The sequence below is a fragment of the Brevibacterium sp. CT2-23B genome (assembly GCF_013168765.1).
In the GTDB taxonomy this organism is placed as follows: Bacteria; Actinomycetota; Actinomycetes; order Actinomycetales; family Brevibacteriaceae; genus Brevibacterium; species Brevibacterium sediminis.
In genome coordinates, this window is sequence record NZ_JABBYK010000003.1 from 148,342 (window position 1) to 174,017 (window position 25,676).

At 66.5% G+C, this 25,676-nt stretch carries 22 protein-coding genes; 5 read left to right on the forward strand and 17 right to left on the reverse strand.

Going from position 1 to position 25,676, the window contains the following annotated elements; all coding sequences use genetic code 11:
* Positions 1 to 329: 329 nt before the first annotated feature.
* Positions 330 to 809: an RDD family protein gene (locus tag HIM68_RS09285; protein WP_172171615.1), complete on the forward strand. Its 480-nt coding sequence runs from the start codon at positions 330 to 332 to the stop codon at positions 807 to 809.
* A gap of 293 nt (positions 810 to 1,102) precedes the next feature.
* On the opposite strand, the gene HIM68_RS09290 is transcribed toward HIM68_RS09285, so the two are convergent.
* Positions 1,103 to 1,942 carry a helix-turn-helix transcriptional regulator gene (locus tag HIM68_RS09290; RefSeq protein ID WP_172171617.1) on the reverse strand — a complete coding sequence of 280 codons (840 nt, stop codon included), beginning with the start codon at positions 1,940 to 1,942 and terminating at the stop codon, positions 1,103 to 1,105.
* Positions 1,943 to 2,043: 101 nt separating this feature from the next.
* On the opposite strand from HIM68_RS09290, the gene HIM68_RS09295 reads away from it, so the two are divergent.
* Positions 2,044 to 3,045 (forward strand): aldo/keto reductase, encoded by a 1,002-nt coding sequence (locus HIM68_RS09295; RefSeq protein ID WP_216657050.1) that lies wholly within the window; start codon positions 2,044 to 2,046, stop codon positions 3,043 to 3,045.
* A gap of 23 nt (positions 3,046 to 3,068) precedes the next feature.
* Here the strand turns inward: HIM68_RS09295 and HIM68_RS09300 are convergent, their stop codons facing one another.
* From HIM68_RS09300 to HIM68_RS09315, 4 genes are all read right to left on the reverse strand, one after another.
* A complete protein-coding gene (locus tag HIM68_RS09300) occupies positions 3,069 to 3,311 on the reverse strand; it encodes a PspC domain-containing protein (RefSeq protein ID WP_172171619.1) in 243 nt (80 codons plus the stop codon).
* Between the two features lie 10 nt (positions 3,312 to 3,321).
* A complete protein-coding gene (locus HIM68_RS09305) occupies positions 3,322 to 3,891 on the reverse strand; it encodes a GNAT family N-acetyltransferase (protein ID WP_172171621.1) in 570 nt (189 codons plus the stop codon).
* A complete protein-coding gene (locus HIM68_RS09310) occupies positions 3,888 to 5,273 on the reverse strand; it encodes an FAD-dependent oxidoreductase (protein ID WP_172171624.1) in 1,386 nt (461 codons plus the stop codon). Before HIM68_RS09310 ends, HIM68_RS09305 begins: the two co-directional genes overlap by 4 nt.
* Before the next feature lie 239 nt (positions 5,274 to 5,512).
* Entirely contained in the window at positions 5,513 to 7,156 is a 1,644-nt protein-coding gene (locus HIM68_RS09315) for a hypothetical protein (protein ID WP_216657051.1), read from the reverse strand.
* Positions 7,157 to 7,435: 279 nt separating this feature from the next.
* Here HIM68_RS09315 and HIM68_RS09320 point away from each other — a divergent pair, with 279 nt between their 5' ends.
* Positions 7,436 to 7,951 carry a GNAT family N-acetyltransferase gene (locus HIM68_RS09320; protein ID WP_216657052.1) on the forward strand — a complete coding sequence of 172 codons (516 nt, stop codon included), beginning with the start codon at positions 7,436 to 7,438 and terminating at the stop codon, positions 7,949 to 7,951.
* Between the two features lie 7 nt (positions 7,952 to 7,958).
* Here HIM68_RS09320 and HIM68_RS09325 read toward each other — a convergent pair whose 3' ends face one another.
* The 6 genes from HIM68_RS09325 to HIM68_RS09350 all read right to left on the reverse strand — a co-directional run bounded on the left by HIM68_RS09325 (position 7,959) and on the right by HIM68_RS09350 (position 15,362).
* The gene (locus HIM68_RS09325; protein WP_172171626.1) at positions 7,959 to 9,038 is read right to left on the reverse strand and encodes an N-acetylglucosamine kinase; all 1,080 of its coding nucleotides are present in this window, start codon (positions 9,036 to 9,038) and stop codon (positions 7,959 to 7,961) included.
* The gene (murQ, locus tag HIM68_RS09330) at positions 9,035 to 10,087 is read right to left on the reverse strand and encodes an N-acetylmuramic acid 6-phosphate etherase (RefSeq protein WP_172171628.1); all 1,053 of its coding nucleotides are present in this window, start codon (positions 10,085 to 10,087) and stop codon (positions 9,035 to 9,037) included. The genes HIM68_RS09325 and murQ overlap by 4 nt, the downstream gene beginning before the upstream one ends.
* A complete protein-coding gene (locus HIM68_RS09335; RefSeq protein WP_172171630.1) occupies positions 10,084 to 11,592 on the reverse strand; it encodes a sodium:solute symporter in 1,509 nt (502 codons plus the stop codon). Before HIM68_RS09335 ends, murQ begins: the two co-directional genes overlap by 4 nt.
* A gap of 101 nt (positions 11,593 to 11,693) precedes the next feature.
* Positions 11,694 to 12,917 (reverse strand): anhydro-N-acetylmuramic acid kinase, encoded by a 1,224-nt coding sequence (locus tag HIM68_RS09340; RefSeq protein ID WP_172171632.1) that lies wholly within the window; start codon positions 12,915 to 12,917, stop codon positions 11,694 to 11,696.
* A complete protein-coding gene (locus HIM68_RS09345; RefSeq protein WP_172171634.1) occupies positions 12,914 to 13,690 on the reverse strand; it encodes a GntR family transcriptional regulator in 777 nt (258 codons plus the stop codon). Before HIM68_RS09345 ends, HIM68_RS09340 begins: the two co-directional genes overlap by 4 nt.
* Before the next feature lie 286 nt (positions 13,691 to 13,976).
* On the reverse strand, positions 13,977 to 15,362 hold the full coding sequence (locus tag HIM68_RS09350; protein WP_367647489.1) for a GntP family permease: 1,386 nt from the start codon (positions 15,360 to 15,362) through the stop codon (positions 13,977 to 13,979).
* 95 nt (positions 15,363 to 15,457) lie between these two features.
* Between HIM68_RS09350 and HIM68_RS09355 the strand changes: the two genes are divergently transcribed.
* On the forward strand, positions 15,458 to 16,120 hold the full coding sequence (locus tag HIM68_RS09355; RefSeq protein WP_172171638.1) for a VOC family protein: 663 nt from the start codon (positions 15,458 to 15,460) through the stop codon (positions 16,118 to 16,120).
* Between the two features lie 40 nt (positions 16,121 to 16,160).
* Positions 16,161 to 17,201, forward strand: a complete 1,041-nt coding sequence (gene mgrA, locus HIM68_RS09360) for an L-glyceraldehyde 3-phosphate reductase (protein WP_172171640.1) — start codon at positions 16,161 to 16,163, stop codon at positions 17,199 to 17,201.
* Between the two features lie 3 nt (positions 17,202 to 17,204).
* Here the strand turns inward: mgrA and HIM68_RS09365 are convergent, their stop codons facing one another.
* The 6 genes from HIM68_RS09365 to HIM68_RS09390 are packed head-to-tail and all read right to left on the reverse strand — an operon-like array spanning position 17,205 to position 25,625.
* On the reverse strand, positions 17,205 to 18,389 hold the full coding sequence (locus HIM68_RS09365) for a phosphotransferase (RefSeq protein ID WP_172171642.1): 1,185 nt from the start codon (positions 18,387 to 18,389) through the stop codon (positions 17,205 to 17,207).
* On the reverse strand, positions 18,386 to 19,705 hold the full coding sequence (locus HIM68_RS09370; protein WP_139468009.1) for a phosphotransferase family protein: 1,320 nt from the start codon (positions 19,703 to 19,705) through the stop codon (positions 18,386 to 18,388). Before HIM68_RS09370 ends, HIM68_RS09365 begins: the two co-directional genes overlap by 4 nt.
* On the reverse strand, positions 19,702 to 21,612 hold the full coding sequence (locus HIM68_RS09375; protein WP_172171644.1) for an ABC transporter ATP-binding protein: 1,911 nt from the start codon (positions 21,610 to 21,612) through the stop codon (positions 19,702 to 19,704). Before HIM68_RS09375 ends, HIM68_RS09370 begins: the two co-directional genes overlap by 4 nt.
* Positions 21,609 to 22,928 carry a glycosyltransferase family 4 protein gene (locus tag HIM68_RS09380; protein WP_172171646.1) on the reverse strand — a complete coding sequence of 440 codons (1,320 nt, stop codon included), beginning with the start codon at positions 22,926 to 22,928 and terminating at the stop codon, positions 21,609 to 21,611. The genes HIM68_RS09375 and HIM68_RS09380 overlap by 4 nt, the downstream gene beginning before the upstream one ends.
* Positions 22,925 to 24,280: a glycosyltransferase family 4 protein gene (locus HIM68_RS09385; protein ID WP_172171648.1), complete on the reverse strand. Its 1,356-nt coding sequence runs from the start codon at positions 24,278 to 24,280 to the stop codon at positions 22,925 to 22,927. Before HIM68_RS09385 ends, HIM68_RS09380 begins: the two co-directional genes overlap by 4 nt.
* Positions 24,270 to 25,625 carry a glycosyltransferase family protein gene (locus HIM68_RS09390; RefSeq protein ID WP_253903872.1) on the reverse strand — a complete coding sequence of 452 codons (1,356 nt, stop codon included), beginning with the start codon at positions 25,623 to 25,625 and terminating at the stop codon, positions 24,270 to 24,272. Before HIM68_RS09390 ends, HIM68_RS09385 begins: the two co-directional genes overlap by 11 nt.
* Positions 25,626 to 25,676: the final 51 nt, after the last annotated feature.

Consider the following 25,676-nt stretch of genomic DNA (forward strand, 5'->3'; position numbering starts at 1 on the left):
CATTCAACTTGCACTCAATCCCCTATAGCCCTGTATTCATAAGGGTTTATTAGGGGTCTTTTAATCCGCGGGTCGTGGGTTCGATCCCCACGGGGCCCACCTAGCCTGACCAGGCATGATACATGGCACCCCCGAAGCTGCGAGCTTCGGGGGTGCATCATTTTCAGCAGATTTTCAGCAGACGATTCAGTTCTCCCACCGACCGCGGACGGTCGAGAAGGGTTGTACCGGAACTGGCACAGGATGTTGCCTGACGAACACCCCCTGCGGGCCGGCAACCGCATAGAGTCGGAGTCATCGACCGGTCAGCAGCGAGAAGGATACGCACAATGAGTTCGAACTACCGCGCCCAAGCTGGGCTTGCCGTCAACGGCCCTGGTCATTGGCGCAACCGCGGTCCGCTGACCCCGGCGCCATCGGTTCGGCGTTGGTGGGCGAGGATCCTCGATGCGGTCCTCGTCCTCTTCTTCACCGGAATGCTCATCGGCATCGCGCTGGCCCTCGCCGCGGTGAATATCATCTCGATCGACGATGCCATGAAAGTTGCTCTTATCAGCTATCCGCTGATGGCATTGGTGTTCGGCGTTCTCTACGGCTGCACCGTCTCCCCCGGCCAGGCGCTGTGCGGAGTCGTCACGCTTAAGCACAGCGGCCGACGCGTCGGTTTCTGGAGGGGTATGACGCGTTATCTGGCGATCGCGTTCTTCCCGGTCACGGTCGTTCTCCTCATCTGGACGATCTTCGACGCACCGACGCTGGACCTGGATCCGATCGACGTCTATTACCGAAGGGCTCCACAAGTCTGGTAGCTCCGACTATCGGGTACGGTTCACCGTCGGGGCGCGATGATGAGTCCGAGGAACGCTCCCTGGTTGGCTGCGACCTCGGCATTGGGCATTGACGTCGCAGCACCTGACCTGCGTGCGGCGATGAGCGCGTCGTCTTCACCGACGAGAGTGTCAGTGAAGTGCCTGTCGACCGCCTGTCATTCGTCGGCGGCCGGGTAGCGATCGGTCGGTGCGGAGGGCTCGCTTTCGCTCATGCCCTCATTCTTGCGCATCGGTCGGCAGTGCTCCCCGCGAGTACTGACTCGGTCCGCACCTCACCCCGAGGCCAGAGTCTGTGTCCCGACGACGCCGAGCAGCTCCAAACGACCCGCTGTCTCGGTGCCTTCGAGAGGCAAGAAGACAAGCAGCGAGATGTCATCGTCGGGAGTGAGAAGCACTTCGCACCGGAAATCGAGTCGACCGACGTCCTTGTGGGCGATCGCTTTGATGTCGGAATGGCGAACCGCGACGTCGTGCCGCTCCCACAGTCCGGCGAACTCCTCGCTGATGTCGATGAGGTCGGCGATGAACTCCCGCACGCGCCGGTCACCCGACCGCTTGGCGTATGTCGCCCGCAGATCGCTCACATGTGTCGCCGAGATCCTGTCCCAGTCCTCTTCGGGCATCGGCCGTGACTCCGGGTCCTCGAACCACTTCCAGATCAGATTCCTCTCACGTCCCGGCTCCTCCGGCAGATCGCCGAACAGAACACGCCCCATCGGGTTCCGCCAGACGACCTCGCCGAGGTCGGTGACAATGACGGCCGGCACATCGACGAGCCGATTCGCCACGGCGATGAGCCCGGGCCGGATATGCCCGTCCGAACTGCGCGGCGGGACCGGGTGTCCTGCGAGATGCAGCAGGTGATCGCGCTGGTCCCGGTCGCACTGCAGCGCACGGGCGACGGCGCTGACGACTCCGGCCGACGGCGTCGCTCCTCTGCCCTGTTCGAGGCGGGAGTAGTAGTCGACGGAGACGCCCGCGAGCATCGCCACTTCCTCACGTCTGAGTCCCGGCGTGCGCCGGCGAACCGTGGTGCCCACACCGACGTCTTCGGGTCGCAGGCTCTCGCGGCGACGGCGGAGGAAATCGGCGAGGCCCGAACGATCAGTCATCGCCCCATTATCTGCCTGCTGCCCGACAGCAGCCAGGGACAACTTGTCCCTGGATCGACAGAGCATTCTCACCGGCGCTCAATGCGAGCAGACTCATTGACATGACTATTGAAAACAACTCGCAGACCATCGACCACCGCCGACTGGGCGCCGCAGGACCCATCGTCACATCGCCCGGCCTCGGCGCCATGAGTATGTCCGGTGCCTACGGCCCGACCTCTGACGCTGAGGGAATCGCCGCCATCCACACCTACCTCGACGCCGGAGGCACCCTCATCGACACCGGCGATTTCTACGGAGCAGGCCACAACGAGATGCTCATCGGCCGTGCGCTGAGCCAGCGCAGCCGTGACGACGTCATCCTCTCGGTCAAGTTCGGGGCCGTGCTCTCACCTGACGGATCCTTCATCGGCTTCGACTCGCGCCCCGATGCAATCCGAAACTCCCTTGCCTACTCGCTGCGACGTCTCGGCGCAGATCATGTCGACGTCTACCGGCCGGCACGCCTTGACCCGAATATCCCTATCGAAGAGACCGTGGGGGCTATCGCCGAACTCGTCGAGGCCGGGTACGTCCGGTCGATCGGATTGAGCGAGGTCAGTGCGGAGACGATCCGCAGGGCGGCAACGGTCGCTCCGATCAGCGACCTGCAGATCGAGTACTCACTGCTCACCCGTTCCATCGAGTCCAATGGGATCCTGGCCGCCTGCCGAGACCTCGGAATCGGCATCACTGCTTACGGGGCGCTGGCGAAGGGACTGTTCGCGGGCAAGACCGGCGGGAATCGAGCGATGTTCCCCCGCTTCCAAGGGGAGAACCTCGAACACAACGAAACGATCATATCGGCATTGGGTTCGGTCGCCTCGGCGAAGGGGATCACGCTGCCCCAGCTGGCGATCGCCTGGGTCGCAGCACAGGGTGAGGACATCGTCCCCGTCGTCGGTTCGCGCACCGTCCAGCAGGTACGAGCGACACTGAGCAGCACCGAGGTGGAGCTGAGTTCAGTTGATCTCGCAGAGATCGACGAGGTCCTCTCCAGAACCGAGGTACGTGGCGATCGCTACCCGAGTGCGCTTATGGCGCAACTGGACAGCGAACGCTGATCAGCTCACGCGTGTCACTCGATCTAGCGACCGCCGAAGACCTGCTGCAGCGGGATCGAATTGTCCTGCCACGGAGTGAGGATCCACGCGACGAGGTAAGCGCCGATTCCGAGTACGGGGAGGAGGAACGAGGCGAGGACGATGAGCCGCATGATCCAGACGTTGATGCCGGTCACCTCGGCGAGGCCCCCGGCAATACCGCCGAGGATGCGGTCGGGACCGCGACGGAAACCGATTCTGCGGATGGAGTCGAATAGTGAGTTCATGTCTTCGACTCTACGGATCGGCCGTCACCGCGGCACTAGTGCTGACCGTCGAGGCCGATTGAGGAAAACCGGAATCCGCGCCGATCCAATAACGCCGCTTCGGCGGTCCGTCACTGTTTTCGCGCACGTCCTCGAGGACTCCCCCGCACTGTTCGATCACACTTGCCGAGGCGATGTTCGTCTCATCGCACGTGACGAGCACGCTCTCGACTCCGGCCGATCGCAGACGTTCGACCGAGCGGGACAGGATCTGCTGGGCGTATCCTCGGCGACGGAATTCCGGGGCGACTGCATATCCGACGTGCCCGCCGAAATCGAACAGGAAGTCGTTGAGTTCGTATCGGATGGAGGTGCGACCCACGGGCCGCCCGTCCACCTCGGCGACGAGGAATTCCGCGCGCACTCGTCCCGGTGGGAGATCGATTCCGCGAGCCTCGCGCTCGTGGGCGGCGATGATGTCGTCCCACGTGCCCTCGGCTTGGAGGAATGCGAAGTCGTCGGCGCGCAGCTGCTCATGGAAGCCCCTCAGCACCGCTTCATCGGCGGGAGCCAAGGGACGCAATCTCAGGGTTTCGCTCATCGGGCTCCGTCGAAGGTCGGTTCCTCGCGTCGTGCGAAATCCGGGGCGTGTTCTGCGGTGATTCCCATGCCGAGGATACGCGCCGGCACCACGGTGAGCGCGGGGAAAGTCGTCAGCAGCCACTCCACCGGTGCAGGTGGACGGATGGGCCGGTGCCCGTGAACGGCGGGTTCGACCATCCGGTGGATTCCTGACTGCAGGAGTTCGACCGCACGAGTGGTCGGGAGTCGTCTCAGCTGCAGTCGCCGCAGCTCGGCGGTGCCCACCGACCCGGCACGCAGCGGCTCGGCGAGAATCCGGGCGACGGCGATTCCGTCCTGCACCGCGAGGTTGACTCCGACCCCGCCGAGCGGACTCATCGCGTGTGCGGAATCGCCGATGCACAGCAGGCCGTCGACGAACCACTGCTCGGCCTCATTGCGGCGGACGTCGAGAAGCTTCACGTCATCGAAGTCGATCCGGCCGACGTCCGCGGCGAGTTGCGGATAGGTCTCCGCGACGGCATCACGCAACTCATCGATTCCCTCGGCGCGCAATCGCGCGTCCGCGCCTTTCGGGATGAGGCGGGCGATCTGCACGTGCCCGTCGCGCGGAATGGCGACGAAGACCTTTCCGTTCCCACCTCGTGGGGCCACGGAATCGGGCAGCACCGCCTCGGTGTCGATGCGGAACCACCACACGTCGATCGTCGACGGCAGTTCCCTCACGGACAACCCTGCCTCGGCGCGCGCCTTCGACCATCTGCCGTCGGCGGCGATGACAAGTGGTGCGCGGAGTTCGAGGGTGGCCGGGGTGGGAACGTCGGTGGCGGGGTCAGCACGTTTCCCGTGGGGAACGTCGGTATCTTCGGACTGTGGGGCCGCCCCGGCGACGGTCGAATTCCGGGCACGGAGACCGACCACACGGTCTCCGTCCCAGATCAACGAGGCGGCCTCGACGCCCATCCGCAGGTCGAAGTTCGAGTCGTTCTCGCCCGCTTTTGCAAGCAGGTTGAGGAAGTCCCACTGGGGCGCGATCGTCATGAACGGATGGGGCAGGTTGAGCCGCGTGAAATCGGCGAGCAGAATGTCCTGGCCGCCTCGCCCGGTCAGGGTCACTCCTTCTACGCGGCGATGAGCAATGCGGGCGAACTCGTGGTAAAGGCCGAGTTCGTCAAGCAGTCGCAGAGTGGACGGGTGGATGGTGTCACCGCGGAAGTCGCGGAAGAAATCCTCGTGCTTCTCGAGCACCACGACCTTCACTCCGCCACGGGCGAGCAGCAGGCCGGCCACGATTCCGGCAGGGCCGCCTCCGCTGATGATGCAGTCGAAATGCTCGATGTCGTGTCGGGCGGTGTGTGGGGTGTCGGTGCGGGCGGTGTGTGGGGTGTCGGTGTCGGCCATGACACTCTCCTCGGCTCCACGGCACCGCGGCTCCGGGAATCGGCGGCACCGTTGACTCTGTGAACGCTGGGGCTCAGTTCCCAGCGTAGACCTCGCTCCGGGCGACGGAAATAGGGTATGCGCTCCGGCCAGCCGACCGACCGCCTCGGCGACGGAGGTGACAACTGGTTCAAAGTGCAGGAGAGGAGCCTGAAATCCGGGCACTCACACTTTGAACCAGTTGATTTGCCGGCACCTGGTCAGTTGGAGCGTCCGCCGGCCATCTTCTCGGTGACGTCGAAGCGTTCGCGGTAGCGGCCGGTGAGCAGGCACCACTGCGAGTACAGCGCGGTCGAGGAATTGAATACGAGCAGCGTGAGCGGATAGAGCAGCCACTGCAGCCACATCGTCACCCGGCGTTCGCGCGGGACGTGGATCGGCCGAGGGGGCAGCAGCGCGTTGAACACGATGATGGAGACGATGAGTCCGATCATGCCGATCTGCTGAATGATGCCCACGGTAATCGGCATGCGCTCGACCAACGAGGATGCCTGCCCCGTCTGCGTGGCCACGACGAAGGGGATCCACCCGCCGATGGCGATGATGATCGAGATCGAGGCGAGACTGACGTGCCCTTCGAGCAGGGAGAAGAAACGGATGGCTCCGGGCCAGAACGGTGCGCGGGCTCCGGGAGCGAAGACGCGCACCCCGACATAGGGAACGTCGGAGGCGCCGTACGACCAGCGGCTGAGCTGTTTGAACTGAGCGACCATGGTCGTCCTGAACGTCCCTGCCTGCACCGCGTCTTGGAAGATCGGGACGTGGATGGGGACGACCCGGTAGTCCCCGTCGAAGTGGAACCAGCTGCGCCAGTACTGGTGGCCGTCCTCGACGATGGTCCGCTTCGACCAGAAGCCCATCTCGACCAGAGCAGTCAGCGGCTGCGCGTGGGAGGCGAAGTTGCGCAGGGCGAGCCGCCGGACCGTGGTGGTGAGATTCCAGAAGCAGTTCGCACTGGCGACCACTCGCGATGGTGCGGGCACGTCCCAGATGTTCGTGATGTAGAGACTGATCGGCTGGAACGACAGACGCTCCCGGTCCGGCGCGGTCGCATATTCGTAGGCGACACAGTCGAAATAGGACTCGTGCGGAATGTTGTCGCAGTCGAGGCTCGTGACGATCACCCGACGCGGGTCGATGGCCTCGTCACGGACCCATTCGGCCAGGAGGTGACCGGCGTACGTGATGTTCGCTCCCTTGCCGGCGATCTCGTCGGGCAATCCGGCCGGGTGTTCGACGAGGACGAAGGCCCCGAAGCGGTGGCCGTACTCGGCTTCGAGCCGCCGAGCGGTCTCAGCCATAGCCGGTCCTCCCCGTTCCTCATGGGCGAAGAAGACGAGGAGCTGTTCGGGCTTCGTCGAGGTGTGCAGCAGGGTGCGGATGGTGTCAGCGATGACCGGGTAGGGCTCGTTGTACGCAGCCACAACGACCGCGTGGAACAGGGCCGATGGTCGCATGATCGAGTCCGGATCGGCACTGACTTTGGCGACGATGGCAGCGTGGTCGGCAGCACGGAATCCACCCCGAGGATGCGCCAGGGAAGGGCGACCGTCCAGGGCCCGCTCGAGGTCGGTCAGGCGTGCCGCCCAGTCGACGCGAGCGCTGCGTCGGTAGCGAAGGAACCCGCGGGCGACGTCGATCGCCCCGAGCATCGCCCGGACGAACATCAGCCCGACGATCGAGAGCACATAGACCGCTCCGAGCATTGCATCGACGAATGGGAGGACGAACACGAGCCCGACAGCGGTGAAGCTGATCGCCGCCGGCAGGGCCTCGAAGAATCGATACAACCGGGTACGCGGGCCCATCGGCAGCTCGAGGCCGGAGGGCGGTGGTGCTGCCACCGGCTCGAATGCGACGGCTCCCCCGCCGGAGCTCCGAGGACCGGGTGGTGACGGCCGGAGCGGTTGAGGAAGTGGGTGGCCGGAGGTTGGCGATTCGACGGAGGTGACTGGTTCGCGGTTCGCTCTCACTCTCTCGATCCTGGGTGCCCCGGCTGGACAGCTGTTTGTCGGCAGATGCAGGTCAGGTGAATATTTCGTGCCGGGGACCGGAGCTCCACCTTGTGTTGTGAATGGTCGTAGGCCCGGCGAACGATCGGCACCCGGGGGTAGAGTCGGTTCATGACACTTGAAGTCCGCCCCGCAGTCATTGCCGACGTCGCCGGAATGGCGCGCGTCCACGTCGACACCTGGAGTGAGACCTACCGCGGGATCATGCCCGACGAACTCCTCGATGCTCCCGACCTCATCGACCGTCGCCGGCAGATGTGGACGTCGGCACTCGATGAGGCACGTCAGAGAACTCACTCCTGCGCAGTTGCCGAACAGAGTGGCCGGATCGTCGGCATCGCAATGTCCGGGCCTTCTCGCGACACCGACCGACCCGATGAGCGGGAACTCTTCGTTCTCTACACCTACAAAGCCGTGCAGGGCTCCGGCGTCGGGCAACAACTCCTCGACACGGTCGTCGGCCCAGGCACCACCTGCCATCTGTGGGTGGCGGATCCGAATCCCCGCGCCCAGGCGTTCTACTCAAAGAACGGGTTCGTCCCCGACGGCACCATCAAGACCGACGAGTACGACGGGGTGCGCGAGGTGCGCGAGGTGCGGATGGTGCGGCAGGCCAGGGGCGACTGACGCCCAATCAGGTCCAGAGGACCTTGTCCTGTGCGCCCAGTGTCCCACCGGCACCGAGGTGACCGAGCGTGAGTGCCCCATCCAATGGTCCGCCTGCGGGCTCGACGATGGTGATGGTCGGATCCAGTCGTGCGGCTTCGGCGCGGAATCCCTCGACGAGGTGATCGCCGGCGGCCGCGACTCCCCCGGTGAGAGCGATGCGGGTCAAGGAGTTGGAAGTGGGAAAGGCCTCGGTGGCTACCGTTGAAGAGTCAGTGTCAGTTCGCACGGAACGAGCTGCGGCGAGCGCGCTGCGGGCCGCTTCCTGACCAGCTTCACGGAGCAGGTCGGCAGATGCTGTGTCGCCGGCCCGGGCACAATCAGCGACGTCGACGGCGAATTCGGCGAGGAGTCCGGCCCGGTCGCTGCGGGTATAGAACTGTGCCGGCCACGAGGCGGGTGGGCCGAAGCGTCGGGTGGCTGCCTCGAGCAAAGCACGGCCGTGTTCGTCGATTCCGTCGTGTGTGCGCAGGGCGAGTTCGAGACCATGACGTCCCAGCCACGCTCCTCCCCCGCGATCGCCGAAGAGGTGTCCCCAGCCATCGGCTCGTGACCAGTCTGCTGTCCATTTGCCGTCAGCGTCCGGACCCGGATGGGCGATGGCGATCGCCCCGGTGCCGAGCACACTGATCGCCCCACCGGCCCCACCGAGAGCACCGAGGTGGGCGGTCACGGCATCGATCGCGGCGACTGCGGGCACCCCGACCTCGCCGGAGATCTCGGCGAGAACGTCGGACGGATCCTCAGCGAGGGAGGCGATGCCGGTCGCACCGATTCCGATGCCGCTGACCTCGCGGAGACGTTCGGACCAGGTATCGGCGGCCGACTTCACGAGTTCTCGGAGGACGTCGAGAACAGTGCTGCCGCTCGGCCCGATCTCGATCAGCGGGCCGGTGAGTTGGTCGATGATGCGTGGGACGAAGCCCCCGCCGTCAGCGATGCCCGGTCTGCTAACGGCATTGCCACGATGGTCAGTTGCATCGCCAACGTCACCGAGCGCGGCTCGGCTGCCGGTGCCGCCGATGTCGATGCCGAGGATCAGGGTCATGCGCCCACGGTACCCGGGCCGGAACCTTCCGAGTCCGTACCGTCGTCCGAGCCGACCGGTTTCTTCGTCCCGACAAGCTCGGCGATCGCGGCCCTGACTGAACCATCATGGGACTCCAGAGTCGACGCTGCCAGGGCGGGGGCCGCCTCGGTGAAGGAGACGACGATAGCGGACTTGAGATCGCCATCGCAGCTCTCGAGCAGAGCTCGCGCGTCGGCGTCTCCCAGGTCGGCTGCCTCGCGGAGGATGCGCACAGTGCGCTCGCGCAGCTTCGCGTTCGTCGCGACGACGGAGACCATGAGGTTGTCCCAGGTCCGGCCGAGAGCGACCATGAGCGCGGTCGAGAACCCGTTGAGGGTGAGCTTCTGGGCGGTGCCGGCCTTGAGCCTGGTCGATCCGGTGATCACTTCGGGGCCGGTGTCGAGCACGATGTGGTCATCGGCTTTCTCCGCCAGAGAGGCGTGCGGGTTGTTCGAGATGAGCACAGCGTGGGCGCCGTTGGCTCGCGCCGCGTCGAGCGCCCCGCCGACGTACGGGGTCGACCCGCTCGCGGCGATGCCGATGGCCACATCGTCGGGTCCGAGCTCGGCACCGGCTGCGGATCCATCGGCCCCGGAGTCCTCGGCGTTCTCCACCGCATTGACCAATGCCGCCTGACCACCGGCGATATGACCGATGACTCGGCCCGGTTCGAGATTGAACGTCGGCAGGAGCTCGCTCGCATCGAGGACGCCCAACCTCCCCGAGGTACCTGCGCCGAAGTAGTGGACGCGGCCGCCTCGGCGCATGCGGTCAGCGGCAATGTCGACGAGTTCAGCCAGCTGCGGCAGGGCCGCGGCGACCGCATCGATGACGGCATGGTCTTCGGCGTTGAGGACCCGCAAGACCCCGAGCGTGTCAAGGTTGTCGAGTCCGGAGCTCGCCGGATTGCGCTGCTCGGTCGGGGACAGCGGCCGGCCGGCCGCCGGCGGTGCCGTTTCAGACGTCGGCGGGTTCGGTTCCGACGTCGGCGAGGTCGGGCGGGCTGAGCCCGGCTGGGAGAAAGTCATGGACGGGGGCTCCCTTCCACCTCGGCGATGGTGGGCTCTTCGACTGTGGTCTTGTGGCGCAGACCGAGCAGGCCGCCGACGATGAAGGTGACGATGACGCCGAGCAGCGGGTACCACTGCCACGCCACCCACACCTCGCCGGTGACGTACTTCTCCATGACGAAGAAGAACGCGTTGACGGCCACGGCCAGGGCGAAGGCGATGTTCGCGTCGACGGCACGGGCTCGTTTGTTGACGATGCCGAAGACGAACGCGCCAAGCAGACCGCCGTACGTGATGCCGGCGATGCCGAGAGCCAGGATGACGATGTTGCCGGAGTCGGATTCGAAGACAGTGGCGGGCAGGATGAACGCGATGCCCCAGCCGATCGTCGCCCAGCGGCCGACCTTGAATCCCTGTTCGTCGGTCATCGGGGTGCGCTTGAGCTTCGCGTAGACGTCGTTGACCGTCGAGGACGACAGGGCCGACAGCGACGACGACAGCGTCGACATCGCGGCGGCGAGGATGCCGGCCAGCAGCAGTCCGGAGATTCCCGTGGGCAGTCCTTCGATGATGAACAGCGGGAAGATCTCGTCGTCGCGAGTCAGGCCGAGGTCCGCAGGCAGTGCGTGATCGTAGTACGCCCAGAGAGCCAGACCGACGGCGAGGAAGATCGCGAACTGGACGACCACGACGAATCCGGAGGTGATGAGAGCCTTCTGCGCCTCGAGCTTCGACCGGCACGACAGCAGGCGCTGAACGATGAGCTGATCGGAACCGTGGGAGGCCATCGCGAACACGGCGCCGCCGAGCACCGACGGGATGAACGAGGTGTCCGCAGAGATCGGGTTGCCCTCGAAGACGAAGATGTTCGTCTTTCCGGCCTCGACCGCCTCGGCGAGCCATCCGCCGCCGATCGATGCGGAGATGATGATGATCGCGAGGATCCCGCCGAGGACGTAGAGGATCATCTGCGCGACATCGACCCAGACGACGGCCTTGATGCCGCCGATGAACGTGTACACGATCGTCACAAGCGAGAGGACGACGATGATGACGAAGTAGTTCGTGTGGATGCCGAGCCCGTCGAGGATGACCTTGAGCGGGATGGCCGCGGCGAGCACGCGGATGCCGTCGGCGAGCAGTCGGGTGAAGAGGAAGGTCACGCCGGCCGTGGTCTGCGTCGACTGGCCGAAGCGTTTGCCCAGGTAGGCGTACGCGGTGATCATCTCACCGTCGTAGTAGCGCGGCAGCATGAAGTAGGCGACGATGACGCGGCCGAGGATGTAGCCGAGTCCGAGCTGCAGGTAGTTGAGGTCGCCGAGGTAGCTCATGACGGGGATGCCGATGACGGTGAGCGCGCTCGTCTCGGTGGCGACGACGGACAGGCAGACTGCCCACCACGGCAGGTCGCGCCCGCCGAGGAAGTAGCCCTTGAGGCTGCTCTGCTTGCCGCTCAGTGCCAGTCCCAGCCACGCCGTTGCGACGAGATAGGCGATGATCACCAGGAGGTCGATGATCTGCATTGGTCTCTCCTTGTTGGGGTGTGGAGTGTGTCGGGTGGTCGGTGGTCAGGAGGTGCGTTTGTTTGTGTGGCCGGGCGGGCGTTGCCGGTGGCGGCCGCGGTTCAGTCGGCCAGTCTCAGTCGGGTGGGTCGTCGGTGGAGTGGTTCGGGCAGACGGAGCGGCTCGTTACCGGGAGTGAACCGGCCCGCGATGCGCGGTCCGATCGCCCCGGTCAGACTGGGCTGCGTGCCGTCGAGTCCGTGCCAGCTCAGCCACCCGAGGAGCGCCATGAGCAACGCTTCCTTGCTGCCTTCCGGCAGCCCGAAGGCCTCATCCGTGCTCGTGAGGACGATGCCCTCGCCCAGTTCCTCGCCGAGGCGGCGCATCAGCTCCGGATTCCTCGTCCCACCTCCCGAGGCGATGACGGTGGTGACATTGTGCTCCCGGACCGCCTCGGCGATGGTGCACGCGGTCAGCGCGGTGACCGTGGCGATCTGATCATGCTCGCCGAGGTGGGGGTGGGATTCGAGGTATGAGTCGAGGTAGGCGGCGTGGAAGAGTTCCTTGCCCGTCGATTTCGGGGCGGGGCGCGTGTAGAAGGGTTCAGTGAGGAGCGCGGTGAGCAGGTCCTCGTCGACGGTGCCGGCGGAAGCGAGCGCACCGTCGCGGTCATAGCCCTGGCGACCGTCGGTGATGCGGCGGGCGAGGATGTCGATGAGGGCATTGGCCGGGCCGGTGTCGAAGGCGATGGGATCGTGGCCAGGTGCGATGACGGTGATGTTCGCGATTCCGCCGAGGTTGAGCACCGCGGTCGGCGCCTCGGCGTCGGAGAGCAGGAGGGAGTCGAGCAGCCCGACGAGCGGGGCGCCCTGTCCCCCGGCAGCGACGTCACGGGAGCGGACATCGGAGATCACGGGCGCACCGAGTCGTTCTGCGATGAAGGCCGGCTGTCCCAGCTGAAGGGTCGAAGTGACCTGCCCGTCGGTGATGTCGTGGCGGACGGTCTGTCCGTGGGAGACGACGAGGTCAGGGGTCAAGTCGTGGTCGGCGCAGAGTTCGGACAGGGCGTCGGCGCAGAATCGGCCGAGCCGGGCGTCGACGCTGCTGACCAGTGACAACGGCAGATCTGCCGGCTCGAGGAGGCGAAGGATGTCGTCGGAGAGTCGGTCGTCGAACGGGGTTTCGCGCTCGGCGAGGATCCGCACGGTCAGGGTGGTGGGGTCCGCGCCGACGAGGTCGAAGCTGGGGGTGGGTTCCGTGTCGCTGATGGGGTCGGGTCGGAACTCGGCGATGACGAGGTCGAGGCCGTCGGCGGAGGTTCCGGTCATGAGGCCGGCGATGATCATGGCTGCACTCCTCCTGTGTGGTCGGTGACGGTGGCGGGAGCGGTGCCGGTGGGGGCGGCCCCGGATGCGGCCGGGGCGGGGACGGTGAGTTCGGTGCGGACCTTGTAACGGTCGCCTCGGTAGACGGAGCGGACGAACTCGAAGGGGCGGTCATCGGCACCGCGGGAGATGCGTTCGAACAGCAGGGCGGGTGAGAGTTCTTCGACGCCGAGGTGTTGAGCTTCGCCGGCGTCGAGGAGGGTGGGCTCGATCGTCTGCACGCTGTGGTTGAGGCGGATGCCGAAGTTCTGGCGCAGCAGATCGTAGAAGGACTGGTCCTCGAGGTCACCTGGACTCAGCCCCGGGACGAGAGCCGAGGGGACGTGGAGTTCTTCGAGAGCGATCGGTTCGTCATCGGCCAGGCGCAGACGCAGGATCGCGATGACGTCGTCGTCTTCGGCAATATGGAGTCGACGAGCGATGTGCGCGCCCGCCTCGGCGACGTCGAAGCTGAGGATATGAGACCCGGGACGCATTCCGCGGGCGAGCATATCCTCGGTGAAGGAGCTCGCGGCCAGCGGTTGGTCGAGTTTCGGTCCGAGTGCGAAGACACCCGTGCCGTGCCGCCTGCGGACCATGCCCTTGGCGACGAGTTCGTCGATGGCGCGGCGCAGGGTCATCCGCGAGATGCCGAGCGTCTCGGCGAGCTGCCGTTCCGGAGGGAACTGCTCACCGGCGGCCATGTCCTCGAGACGGTCGAGGAGCTGGTCACGGATGGCATGGAATTTCGTCACACCACCATTGAGGCACAGGACACACTGCGAAATCAAGACCACTGGTCTATTTTGCGGTGCCCATCCCCTCGGTCGACGTTTCACTCGTGCCGTCGATCAAGCGCTCGCTCACTTTCAAGCGCTCCCTTCCCTCGATCAATTGGCGCCGCGAATATGGCGTCGTCGACCACGACATATCTGCGCCCCGGCTTGAACGGCGCGTCCTGGGCCGGCGGAGGTCGGGCGAGCAGAGGGCAGGCGGTCAGTGGCCGGGCTGGCGGGCTGAGACCGGGCGAGCGGAGACCCGTCAGACGAAGAGCAGTGAGAGCAGGAAGGCGAAGATCAGCCCGAAGACGCTGACGAGAGTCTGGACCATCATGTGAGTCTTCGTCGCCTGACCGATCGTCATGCCGAAGCTCTCCTTGACGAACCAGAATCCCGCATGGTTGACCCAGTTCAGACCGATCGATCCCGAGCCGATCGCAATGACGACCAGAGACACGTATGCCCCGGAGTGATCACCGATGAGAGGGGCGACGATGCCGGTGGCCGAGGTGATTCCGACGGTCGCCGATCCGGTGGCGAACGACAGCAGGATGCCGATGAACCAGCCGAGCAGGATGAGGTTCATCTCCAGATGAGAGGTCGCGCCGACGACGGCGTCGCCGATGCCTGAGTCCTTGAGCACCTCGTTGAAGGCACCACCGCCGCCGATGATGAGGATGACTCCGGCGATCGACTTGAGGCTGTCGCCGAAGGAACTGCGGATCCGCTCGCCGCCCATTCCCGAGGTCCATCCGAGTGCGATGGCGGCGAAGACGACTCCGGCCAGCATGGCGATGATCGGGTTGCCGATCACCTCGGCGATGGGTTCGAACGAGGACTCCGGCGCCACGAGCTGAACGACGGTGTGCACGAGCATGAGCACGACGGGGACGAGGACGGTGACGAAGGCGAGCCAGACCGGAATCGTTCGCAGTTCCTTCTGGTCCACCTCGGCGCGGGCTCCGGTGTACTGGTCGATGAGGTCAGCGGTCGGTTCGAGTTTGACCCGTGGGGCGATCCAGCGGGCGTAGACCGGGCCGGCGAGGATGACGGTGGGGATCGCACAGACGAGGCCGAGGCCGATGGTCATTCCGACGTTCGCGTTGAGTCCGGATACAGCGATGAGCGGTCCCGGATGGGGCGGAACCATGCCGTGGAGGCAGGCGAGCGCGGCGATCGCGGGAACGAGGATGCGCAGGTACCACAGCTTCTTCTGCCCGGTCTTCTTCTCCAGCTGCGAGGCGACCGCGTAGATGACCGGGATGAGGACGACGAGGCCGACCTCGAAGAACATCGGGATGCCGATGATGAAGGCGACTCCCGTCATGATCCACGGTGCGGCCTTCGGCGAGGAGTGCTCGATGACGAGGTTCGCGATCCGCTGGATGGCGCCGCTGTCGGCCAGAAGCCGTCCGAGCATCGCTCCGAGGGCGACGACGACACCGGTCTCGCCGAGGGTGTCGCCGGCTCCGGCGGCGATCGTCTCCGGAATCTTGGCGATCTCTTCACCGGCGGCCAGTGCCGTCACGGCGGAGGTGATGAGGAGAGCGAGGAACGGATGCAGCTTCGTCTTCCAGTTGATGAGGAGGATGAGAAGCGCGATCGACGCGAAGAGAAGCGTCACGAGGTATGCGGTTGAGCCAATCACTGGGGCAACGTTACGCCCCTGCCTGCTGGATCCGGGAACGAGGGGTTCGCACGCGAGGGGTTCACGTGGGAGGGAGAAGTCCCTAGCATGAAGCCATGACTGCATATACCGGACAGAAGCTGCTCGACGCACTCGACTCCCAAGGGCTCGGCGACTGGCAGGGGCTGCCGGACTGCATCGGCGCCCGGTTCCTCACAGGCGACTTCGCGACCGGGCTCGATCTCGTGGCTGAGATCGGGTCCCTCGCCGAGGCGGCCGGCCACCATCCCGATGTCACGCTCACTTTCCCCCACGTCGACATCCGCCTGACCAGCCACGACACCGGTGCCGTGACCGAACGCGACCTCAACCTCGCGGGACAGATCAGCGAGGCGGCCGCCTCGGCGGGGGTGAAGGCGGACCCGACCATCCCGGCACTGCTCGAACTCGGCCTCGACACCGCGAACCAGGACGCCATCGCCCCGTTCTGGGCGGCGCTCCTGACCGGGGATGCGAGTAACGTCTCCGGACCCGATGTCGTCGATCCTGCCGGACAGATGCCGCTGCTGTGGTTCCAGGACTGCGAGGAACATGCCATGCCGCACCAGCGTCTGCACGTCGATGTCTCCGTGCCGGCGGCGGTCGCGCCGGAGCGGATCAGAGCCGCGGTCGACGCCGGAGGCACGATCGTCGACGAGTCCCAGGCGCCGTCATTCACCGTCCTTGCCGACGCCGACGGCAATCGCGCCTGCGTGTGCACGCTGGCCGCTCGCCCGTAAGCTGGGATACGACCTCTTCCACCCAGCTCAGGGAGTCCGTGTGTACCTAGCAGCCGAGAACCGCTACGACTCGATGACCTATCGCCCCGTCGGCCGATCCGGACTCGTCCTGCCTGCGTTGTCACTGGGACTGTGGCACAACTTCGGCGACGATGTCGCCTTCCAGAACCAGCGCGATATCGTTCGTCGCGCCTTCGATATGGGCATCACGCACTTCGACCTGGCGAACAACTACGGTCCTCCCCCGGGCTCGGCGGAGACGAACTTCGGCCGGCTGCTGCGCGAAGACCTCCGCCCCTACCGCGATGAGCTCATCATCTCGACGAAGGCCGGTTGGAACATGCATCCCGGCCCATATGGAGGTCCCGGCGGCAGCCGCAAATACCTTCTGGCCAGCCTCGATGCGTCACTGCGCCGACTCGGCCTCGACTATGTCGACATCTTCTACTCCCACCGCCCCGATGCTTCGACGCCTCTCGAGGAGACCATCGGCGCACTCGACACCGCCGTGCGCTCCGGTCGCGCGCTCTACGCCGGGATCTCCTCATACTCCGCCGCCGATACGGCCCGGGCCTCGCAGATCGCTCGCGATCTCGGCACTCCCCTGCTCATCCACCAGCCGTCGTACTCGATGATCAACCGGTGGATCGAAGATGATGAGCTCCTCGACACTACCGCTGACGAAGGGCTCGGTGTCATCTGCTTCTCCCCGCTGGCGCAGGGCCTGCTCACGGACAAGTACCTCGGCGGAGTGCCCGAAGATTCGCGCGCGGGCAAGGCGAAGCCATCGTTCAAGGACGGGTTCTTGAGCGCCGACAACCTCGCCCGGATCCGCGGGCTCAACGACATCGCGGCCGCTCGCGGTCAGTCGTTGGCACAGCTCGCCCTGTCCTGGGCACTGCGGGATGACCGAGTGTCTTCGCTGGTCATCGGGGCCAGCCGTGTCGAACAGCTCGAGCACAATGTCGCGGCTCTCGACGCGGCACCCTTGAGCGATGAAGAGCTCACGGCAATCGACGAATTCGCCGTCGACTCCGGTGTCGACATCTGGGGAGATGCTCGCCGAAGCACCGCGGAGTGAGATCTAGCGGGCCGCCTCGAGCAGCCATCCGATCCGGTCGCTCCACGCGGGTCGGAAAGCGTAGACGCAGGCGAGCCGAATGAGGGTGGCTCGTTCGTACACACTCACCCTGGCCGGGTCGATCCCCGCCGCTGAGGCGACCCGGGCGATCTCATCGATGACCACGGCCGCCTCGGCGGAGGTCCACAGTCCCTGCTCGGTGCGCCACCGGGCATGCGCGCAGAGGTTTCCGAGGTCGAGCGCCCGTTCACCCCGGCACGCCGTATCGACGTCGAGCAGTCCCGGTCCGGAGACCGGATCCCACATGATCTGCTTATCGTGCAGGTCCCGGTGGATGAGCCCGATCGATCCGTCCCTCGCCGAGGCGGCCCCGTCGTCGAGTTCGACCGTGACCTCTGCGATGAGTTCGTCCACGTCGGCGAGCAGAGTCTCCCCTCGCACAGTCCGCGTGGTCTCCAGCAGAGGACGGGCGCGCTCACGCCATAAGTGGAGCACTTCGACCTCGTCCGCAGCCCCATGAAACAGCATCGCGGTCGGCAGTTTCGGCGCAGCCGCTGGCACGGTATTGGTCGGATGTGCCTTTGCCTGAGCCCAGGCGTCGAGGGACTCGGCCCAGGCGCGTGACCACTCCTCGCCGAGCTCGGCTGGATCATGGAGTTCGACCCCGGGCACCACGCTTAGCACAACGGTCGAAGAATCCGAACTGAGCACCTGCGGGAGGGCGAAACCGGGAAGGAACCCAACCGCTCGGCGCTGTCCCGCGATGACGTCGGAGGCCTTTCCGTCGCGCACGCATTTGGCGAAGCTGCCGTCGCGCAGACGGACGACGGCGCGTCTGCCCGGCCGATGGGAGACCAACCTGCCTCCGTCTGCGAGCAGCCTGGCGAGACCCGGCAGCTTCGGGTCACGGTCAGCGTCTAGGACCGTCACGCCGCGTTCGTCGAGATAGCCGACCCGGATCCCCTGGCCAGGAAGAGAAGCCTCCCACGCGATTCGGCTGTCTCCTGCGGGCCAGGCTCGACGCACTTTCCAGTCCTGTCCGTCGATTGTCACTGCGTCGGGGATCTGCAGTGCCGCGCCCCACTTCGTCGCAGCCTGTTCCGTCACGGTCTGCTTCGTCGCGACCTGCGTCGCCGCGGTCTGCTTCGTCACGGCTTGTTTCGTCACGGTCTGCTTCGTCCCGGTCATGGTGCGACCTCCGTCGTCGGGGCGTTCCCTTCCAAGGCGGTGCGCGCGAGGTCGATGATCCGCATCGTCTCGTCCCTCCAGGTCTCGGAGCAGCTGCGCCAGGGTTCGAGCGCGGCCACCAGGATCGCCCACGCCGTCCATGCGCCCAGGTCGGTCTCCTCGCCGCCGGCGGAACGGTAGCCGTCGATGAAGGGGTGCTCGAGCTCGTGCAACCGGGAATCGACGCGGCAGGCCGCGATCCATCGCCCCAGATCCATCCCGATCGGCCCGTACCCGGACCGGTCGAGGTCGATGATCCGGCACTCGGAATTCGCCAGAAGCACCTGGTCGGGGCTGAGGTCCCCGTGGATCTCCCGCAGTTCCCGCTTCGGCCCGAGGCCTCGATTCGGTCCGAGTCGTCGGCTCAGTTCGGAGAGCAGTCCGACGATGTCAGTCTCTCGTTCCGGGAGCAGACGAACCAGCGACCGGCTGGTGGTCTCGAGTTGGTCGAGCGGAGAGTCGAGCGCGCGTCCGTCCTCCCCTGCCGAAGCGCCAACTTTGTCTGCCTGCACGCCCGCGGATTCTCCCGGATCGCCTTCGTCGTCCGGCAGTGCACGTGTATCAGACACACCGCCTCTGTGCAGTTCGGCGATGATCACGCCGACTTCCTCGGCGACATTCGGATCCGGTCGATCGCTCAGGTCACCGGTCCCCCACCACGGCGAACGTGTGGCGGTGTCACGTCCGCCGACGAACTCGACCGGCAGGCTGGGAAGCTCCGCTCGCTGCCAACGGTCGGCTGCCTCGGCGAGGTGGATCTGGGAGTCGGCGGCGATCCGCACGAATTCCGGCGCCCCATCGGCCGGGGTGTGCTTGAGCAGCAGCCGCCTGGCGGGGTTGTATCCGATGATCCGCAGATCCCCGCCGAGGTGGTCGAGTGTCCGTGCGACATGCTTGCCGATCCTGGGGTCGGCCAGCACTCCGCCGGTGACCAGCACGGCACCGGTCGCACCCGCCGAACGCGGGTCGGCAGCCTCGTGGACGACCAGCTCCTGCCCGTGCCGAGCGGCCCGCCGCCGAGCATTGGCGAGCTTGTCCGGGCTCGTCAAAACCGCGGTGAATCCCCAACCATCGAATTCGCCGAGGCGGCTGGGCTCCTCTCGCTGCCATGCGACGATGGCGCTCTTCCCCGGTTTGACACGGACACGGCGAGGACGAACCGCGAAGCCGAGGCGTCGGGAGAGCTCGTCTGCCGATCGCAGTTCGTCGATATAGGGCAACAGGGCGAATCTCGTGTCCACGAAGTCGTTCACCGGGTCGGAAATCGATGCGGTCATGATGAGGCTCCTGCATAGGTGGGGGCGCTGCCGACGGTGGGCGGTTCGGACGGACGTGGTCCCGCGACCGTGGACGGCTCCGCCCCCATCGTTCGCCCCGGCACGCTGTCGGCTTCGTCGGCCTGCGAACGGATCCACCGGGAGAAGCGCGAGTCCGCAGCCGCAGCCAGCTCGCTCGGTGTTCCGTCCTCGACGACCCGACCGTCCTCGAGCCACACCACACGGTCGAGTCCGCGGATCATCGCCACGTCGTGGCTGATGACGATGCTCGTCCGGCCCGTCGTCAGCGCGGACACTGAATCGGCCACCTCGGCGCGAGTCTGCGGATCGAGCCCTGTCGTCGCTTCGTCGAAGACGACGACCGGGGCGTCGCGGACGAGGGCGCGAGCGATGGCCAGCCGCTGCCGCTGCCCACCCGAAAGCGTGTCCCCTCGGTTGCCGAGCTCGGTGTCGTAGCCGTCGGGAAGAGAGCGGATGAACGCATCGGCACGGGCCGCACGGGCGGCGGCGACCACCTCGGCGTCGGTGGCATCGAGCCGACCGTAGCGAATGTTCTCGCGCACGCTCGCGGCGAAGAGCACGGACTCCTGGAGAAGGACCGACACGTTCTGCCGCAGGGAGGCGCGAGTGACGTTGTGGGTGTCGTAGCCGTCGAGGTAGATCGACCCGGAGTCCGGCTGCGACAACCGCAGCAGGTAGCTCATCAGGGTCGATTTTCCGGCCCCGGAGGCCCCGAGGATCCCGACCTTCTGTCCAGCCGGAATGAGCAGGTCCAGCTCGTCGAACAGCGGCCTGCCATGCCCATCGGCCGAGGTGATGCGGTTGAAGACGACGTCGCCGCAGACCGGGCCCATGGACACTGAGTCGGGGGCGTCGGCGATCTCGACGGGTTCGTCGAGGAGGTCGGCGATCCTCTCCCCCGAGGCGGCCGCGCGAGCGATCCGGCCGGTGTACTTGGCCATGTCCCGCAGCGGCTTCATCGCGATCTTCAAGTAGAGGAGGAAGAGGACGAGGTCGCCCGGAGACATCGCCCCGCGCAGCACCTGCCACCCGCCGAAGGCGAGAACGAGAGCCTGCGAGATGCCGACGAGAACATCCGTGGAGCGCTCGAGCCCGGCCGCCAGACGGCGTGCCCGCACCCCGGCCCTGAGTGCGCGTTCGTTGCCGTCGGCGAAGTCGCGGGCCACGGTCTTCTCGAGTCCGTAGGCCTGGACGACGCGGATGGCACCGAGCGCCTCGGCGGCGGATCCGACCAGTCGGCCCTCACCCTTGCGCGTGGACCGGGAGGCCTTCGTGATCTTCGGGGTCGCCACCTTCGACAGCAGGCCGTAGACCGCCGCCGTGACGAGCACGATGGCGCTGAGCACGGGGTCGAGGACGACCATGACGACGAGTAGGACGGCGAGCGTGATGACATTGCCGACCAGGGGCAGCCCGGCGGTGACGGCGACTTCCTGCAGCCGTCCGATGTCGCCGACGAGTCGCTGTGAGGTGTCTCCGATCGAGGCCTTCGAGTGGTAGCGCAGCGACAGGGACTGGACGTGATCGAACACCCGTGAGCGCAGCTGGGTGGCGACACGGGCGCCGACGAGAGCGAAGCAGATCGTCGAGGCGTAGTTCGCCGCGGCCCGTCCGCCGACGATGACGGCCAGGCCGATGGCCACGACTGCAAGGGTCGTACCCACTCCGGCGTCGAGGCCGAACGTCGGGGCGATCTGGGCGCCCAGGGCCGCGGTGACGGCGTCGACGGCGATCTTGATCGGCCACGGTTCGAGAATACGGAAGACGACGTCGGCCAGCAGTGCGGCCATCCCGCCGATGATCAGCCACGTGTGCCGACGCAGGTGCGGGCGGATGATCCGCAGGGTCCGCCGCAGCGCGGACGCCGTGAGCTTCTTGCCGCTCATGAGATCACCGCCGAGGCGGGGCGCCGTCCCGATACGGACGTTTCCTCGCAGATAGGTGCGGCATCGGTTTCTCCGGCAGCTGTGTCGCCGGCGGTTCCCGTCACCGGTGCGAGGATCTGCTGACACCGGCGCATCCAGGAATGGCTGGTCAGGGCCTCTGCGCGGGCGCGTGCTCCCATCCTCGCGCGCAGTTCGCCGTCGTCGATGAGTCTCTGCAGTGCGCGGGCGAGGTCCGCGGGGTCGGCCGGGTCGGTGAGGATCGCGGCTCCGGTTCCTGCGAGCACGCCGGGGATCGAACCGACGCTCGATGCAACGACGGGCAGTCCGGCGGCCAGGTATTCGTAGACCTTCAAAGGGGAGAAGTAGTTCTCCCCTGCCGGGTACGGGGCGACCGCGATATCGAATTCGCGCAGCGCCTCCGGCACGGCTTCGGGTGCCAGAGCACCGTGGAAACGCACACGCCCATCCAACCCGAGCGTACGCACCTGATTCTCCAGCGCCTCGGATTCGGGGCCATGGCCGACGATGTCGACACGGAAGTCCCCGACCAGTCCGGCGCAGGCGGCGATGAGCCGATCCGTGCCGTGCCAGGGTTTGAGCGTGCCGACGAACCCGATCCGCACCGGACCGTGAACACTCGGAGGTCCCCCACCGGGGCGGTCCTCCCGTATCGAGCGACCGCTGGGCGACCCGCATCCTTCCCCGCCGAGGCTGTCGTGATCTGGCCGTGGAGTGATCCGTTCCGTGTTCACTCCGTTCGGGACGACGCTGACGTCGCCGAGGCCGGGATAGTCGGTGCGGACCCAGTCGGCGACGAGTTCGCTCACGCACACGATGCGTGCGGCTCCGGCGAAACTTGCCGCCGTGGCACGGGCGGCGTGTTCGGCGTGGACGAGTCCGCGATGGGTCCGCTGCTCCTCCAGCAGAGGCGCATTCACCTCCATGATCAAAGGCACGTCGAGGCGCTGGCTGATCCCGGCACCGGCCGTGGAGAACAGAGAATACCGTTCGTAGACGAGGTCGAATCCCTGCCCCGAGGCGGCCACCGTGTCCGTGACCAGGTCGGCGAGCATATCGGAGAGTCGCAACAGTACGATCTCACGCTGGGAGCGGTCAAGACCACGGGGCACCTCGAGGCGGGTGACATCGAGGTCGGCGAGGTCGGAGGGCACGTCGTCATCGGTGCGGGTGCAGAAGACGCTGACCTCATGGCCGAGTGTTCGGAAGGTGCGCACGACCTCCTGGACGTGGACGCTGGCACCTTTCGTGCCGAAGACTCCGATGCCGGGGTCGAGAAGGACATAGGCGATTCTCATGACACTGACTCCATTTCACGGACTGTCGGAACGGCAGGAACTGCCCCAGGCACCGCCGCAGCGTCGGCCAGGCTCGCGAGCTGCCCGGCCTGGACGCCCGAGTCGTGCAGGCGGCACACCCGGTCACGGGCGGCATCGGTGACGGCACGGATACCGGCGGGATCCGTGCGGAGGGCGGCGGCCACCTCGGCGATGGTGGAGGCGATGTTCGCCTCATCGGTACCGTCGACGAGCCACCCGGTCCGGCCATGGTCGATGACCTCTGGCACGGCGGTGACGGCCCCGGCGATGCAGGGAATTCCGGTGGCCATGCCCTCGAGCAGCACGGTGGGCAGGCCGTCGGCGTTGCCGTCGGTGCCGATGACGAACGGGGAGACGAGGATGTCATGGTCGGTGAGCATGTCGCGGACCTCGGCCTGGGTCAGCGCTCCGTGGAAGGTGACGAGGTCGTCGAGTCCGAGTGTGTGGGACCGGGTCCGCAGCTCCTCCTCGAGGGGGCCGGTGCCCACGAGGTCGAGACGGCAGCTCATGCCGTCGGCCCGGAGGCGGGCGAGCGCGTCGAGGAGGTGGGCGAATCCCTTCTTCTCGACGAGGCGGCCGACGGCCAGCAGCGAGGGCACCTCGCCCGTCGCGCCCTGCTTGGGCCGATACGGGAAGCGATCGATCTCGAGGCCGTTGCGCACGACGACGACCCGGTCGGCCAACTCGGGGCCGAGCACCCGCGACAGGTAGCGGCGATTGAAATCGCTGATCGCGATCACGTGGTCGGCGTCCGCGGTCTTGCGGGCCAGATCGGTGAGCACGACATCCTCGTGGAAGATGTCCTTCGCATGCGTGGTGAAGGAGTAGGGAATCCCCGTCAGCGCCGAGGCGGCCCGAGTCACGGTCGTCGACACCGACGCGAAGTGCGCGTGCAGGTGGGTGACCTCGTGGTCGAGGGCCAACCGGGCGAGGGTGAGAGCTTGGATCGCATCATCGTGGCCCAGTTCCATAAGTTCGCCGAGGTGGTCCGACACTGCCGCGGCCACGCGCGGTTCCGCTGCCGCCTCGGCGAAGGACTGCCAGAAGCTGCGGGCGCTCGAGGGCCGGTCGATGTGGATGACCTCGGCGCGGACGCGAGCGAGTTCGGGATGGAAGCGGGTGTCCGTGCTCGGGCGCAGGGAGAAGATGACGAGGTCCTCTCCGGCGGCTTCACGCGCGAGGATCTCGGAGACGATGAAGGTCTCGGAGAACCGCGGGTACATCTTGAGCACGTAGGCGCGGCGGCCGAGATGTCTTTCCGGTCGAGCGGTCGGGGCTGCCGGTGGACGCGGTGCCGGTGTTGAAGGGTTTGGTGTCTGTTCAGACAGCATGGCTGGTCTCCTCCAGGGTGATGGGCAGACGGGCGGACGGTGCTGTGCCGGCGGCTGCAGTCGCCGTCGGCGCTGTTGACGCCGGTGCGGTTGACGCCGGTGCGGTTGTCGGCGTCAGTGCGGTTGCGGATCCGGGTGCCGTTGCCTCGGCGCGGACATCAGCGATGAGTTCGGCTGCCCGGCGGGGAACGGTGGCCAATCCGGTGAGATCGATATGGGAGCGGTCTGTGGGTCGTCCGACCCGGCCGTCGAACCATTGGCTGAGCGCATCGGCGTCGAGGTTGTCGATCGTCAGAGCGTCGACCGCTCCGGCTGCGGCGAGGGCGAATGCCCTCCTGGGCTGTTCGGCCCGGTGTCCCTTGCGGGGGACGACGAGAGCGGGGGTATCGGTGGCCATGAGTTCGGCCAGAGTGTTGTACCCGCCCATGCACACGACAGCGTCGGCGGCGGCGACGAGTCCTGGGATGTCGTCGCAGTGACGGATGACTGTGGTGGCCGCACCGGCACGGGCACGCAGTCGTTCGAACTCCTCGGTGTCCATCTGCGGACCGGTGACGACGAGGTGACGGTGGCCATCGGGCGGTTCGGCGTCCACTGCGATCGAGGCGAGGCTGCCGCCGTCGGATCCCCCGCCGAGGCAGGTGAGGACGAAGGGCCGGGTTCTGCCCCCTGCCGTCTCGACGTCTGCCGTCACGACACCCGCAGCCACGGTGCCTGCCGGCAGAACACCGCCGTCATCGGGGCGGTCCTGTGACAGGTAGCCGGTGGTCACGGCCTTGGCCGCAAGCGGAGCTGGCACTTCCCCGGTGGACCGGGGATCGTAGACGTCCGGGTCACCGTAGATCCAGACTTCGTCGAAGGATTCGGCCACACGTGCGGGCCCTCCGACCTTCTCCCATTCGGCAGCGATGACGGACGGGGTGTCGAGGACTTCGCGCAGCCCGAGGACCGTACGGCAGCCGTAATCGCGGACCTGGTCGATGGCGTCGGCGAGCTCGCCGCCGATGCCGAAGGGGTGCCGGTCGACGATGAAGAGCTCAGGTCGCTGCTGGTCGAGGATCGCCGAGATCGCCGCCGCTCGCAGTGCCCGCAGGCCCTGCATCGAGGAGGCGAGTGCCCGTGGGACGTAACCGCCGGGGGCGGGGGTGACTCCGGGCAGGATCACCCAGTCCCACCCATCCGGCAGGCCGAATCGCGTGGCCTCAGGACTGCTGGCGATGAGCAGACCGGAGACCTCCCGGCCGGTCAGTGCCGGCAGGTCTCGGGCCAGAGCGAAGGCCAGCGCCCTGTTGCGGCGGATGTGGCCCAGTCCCAGCGAGTCGTGGGAGAACAGTGCGATTCTCAATCGTCGTCTCATACATCTCAGCTTGTCGGCTGTGATTAAGATGAGATTAAG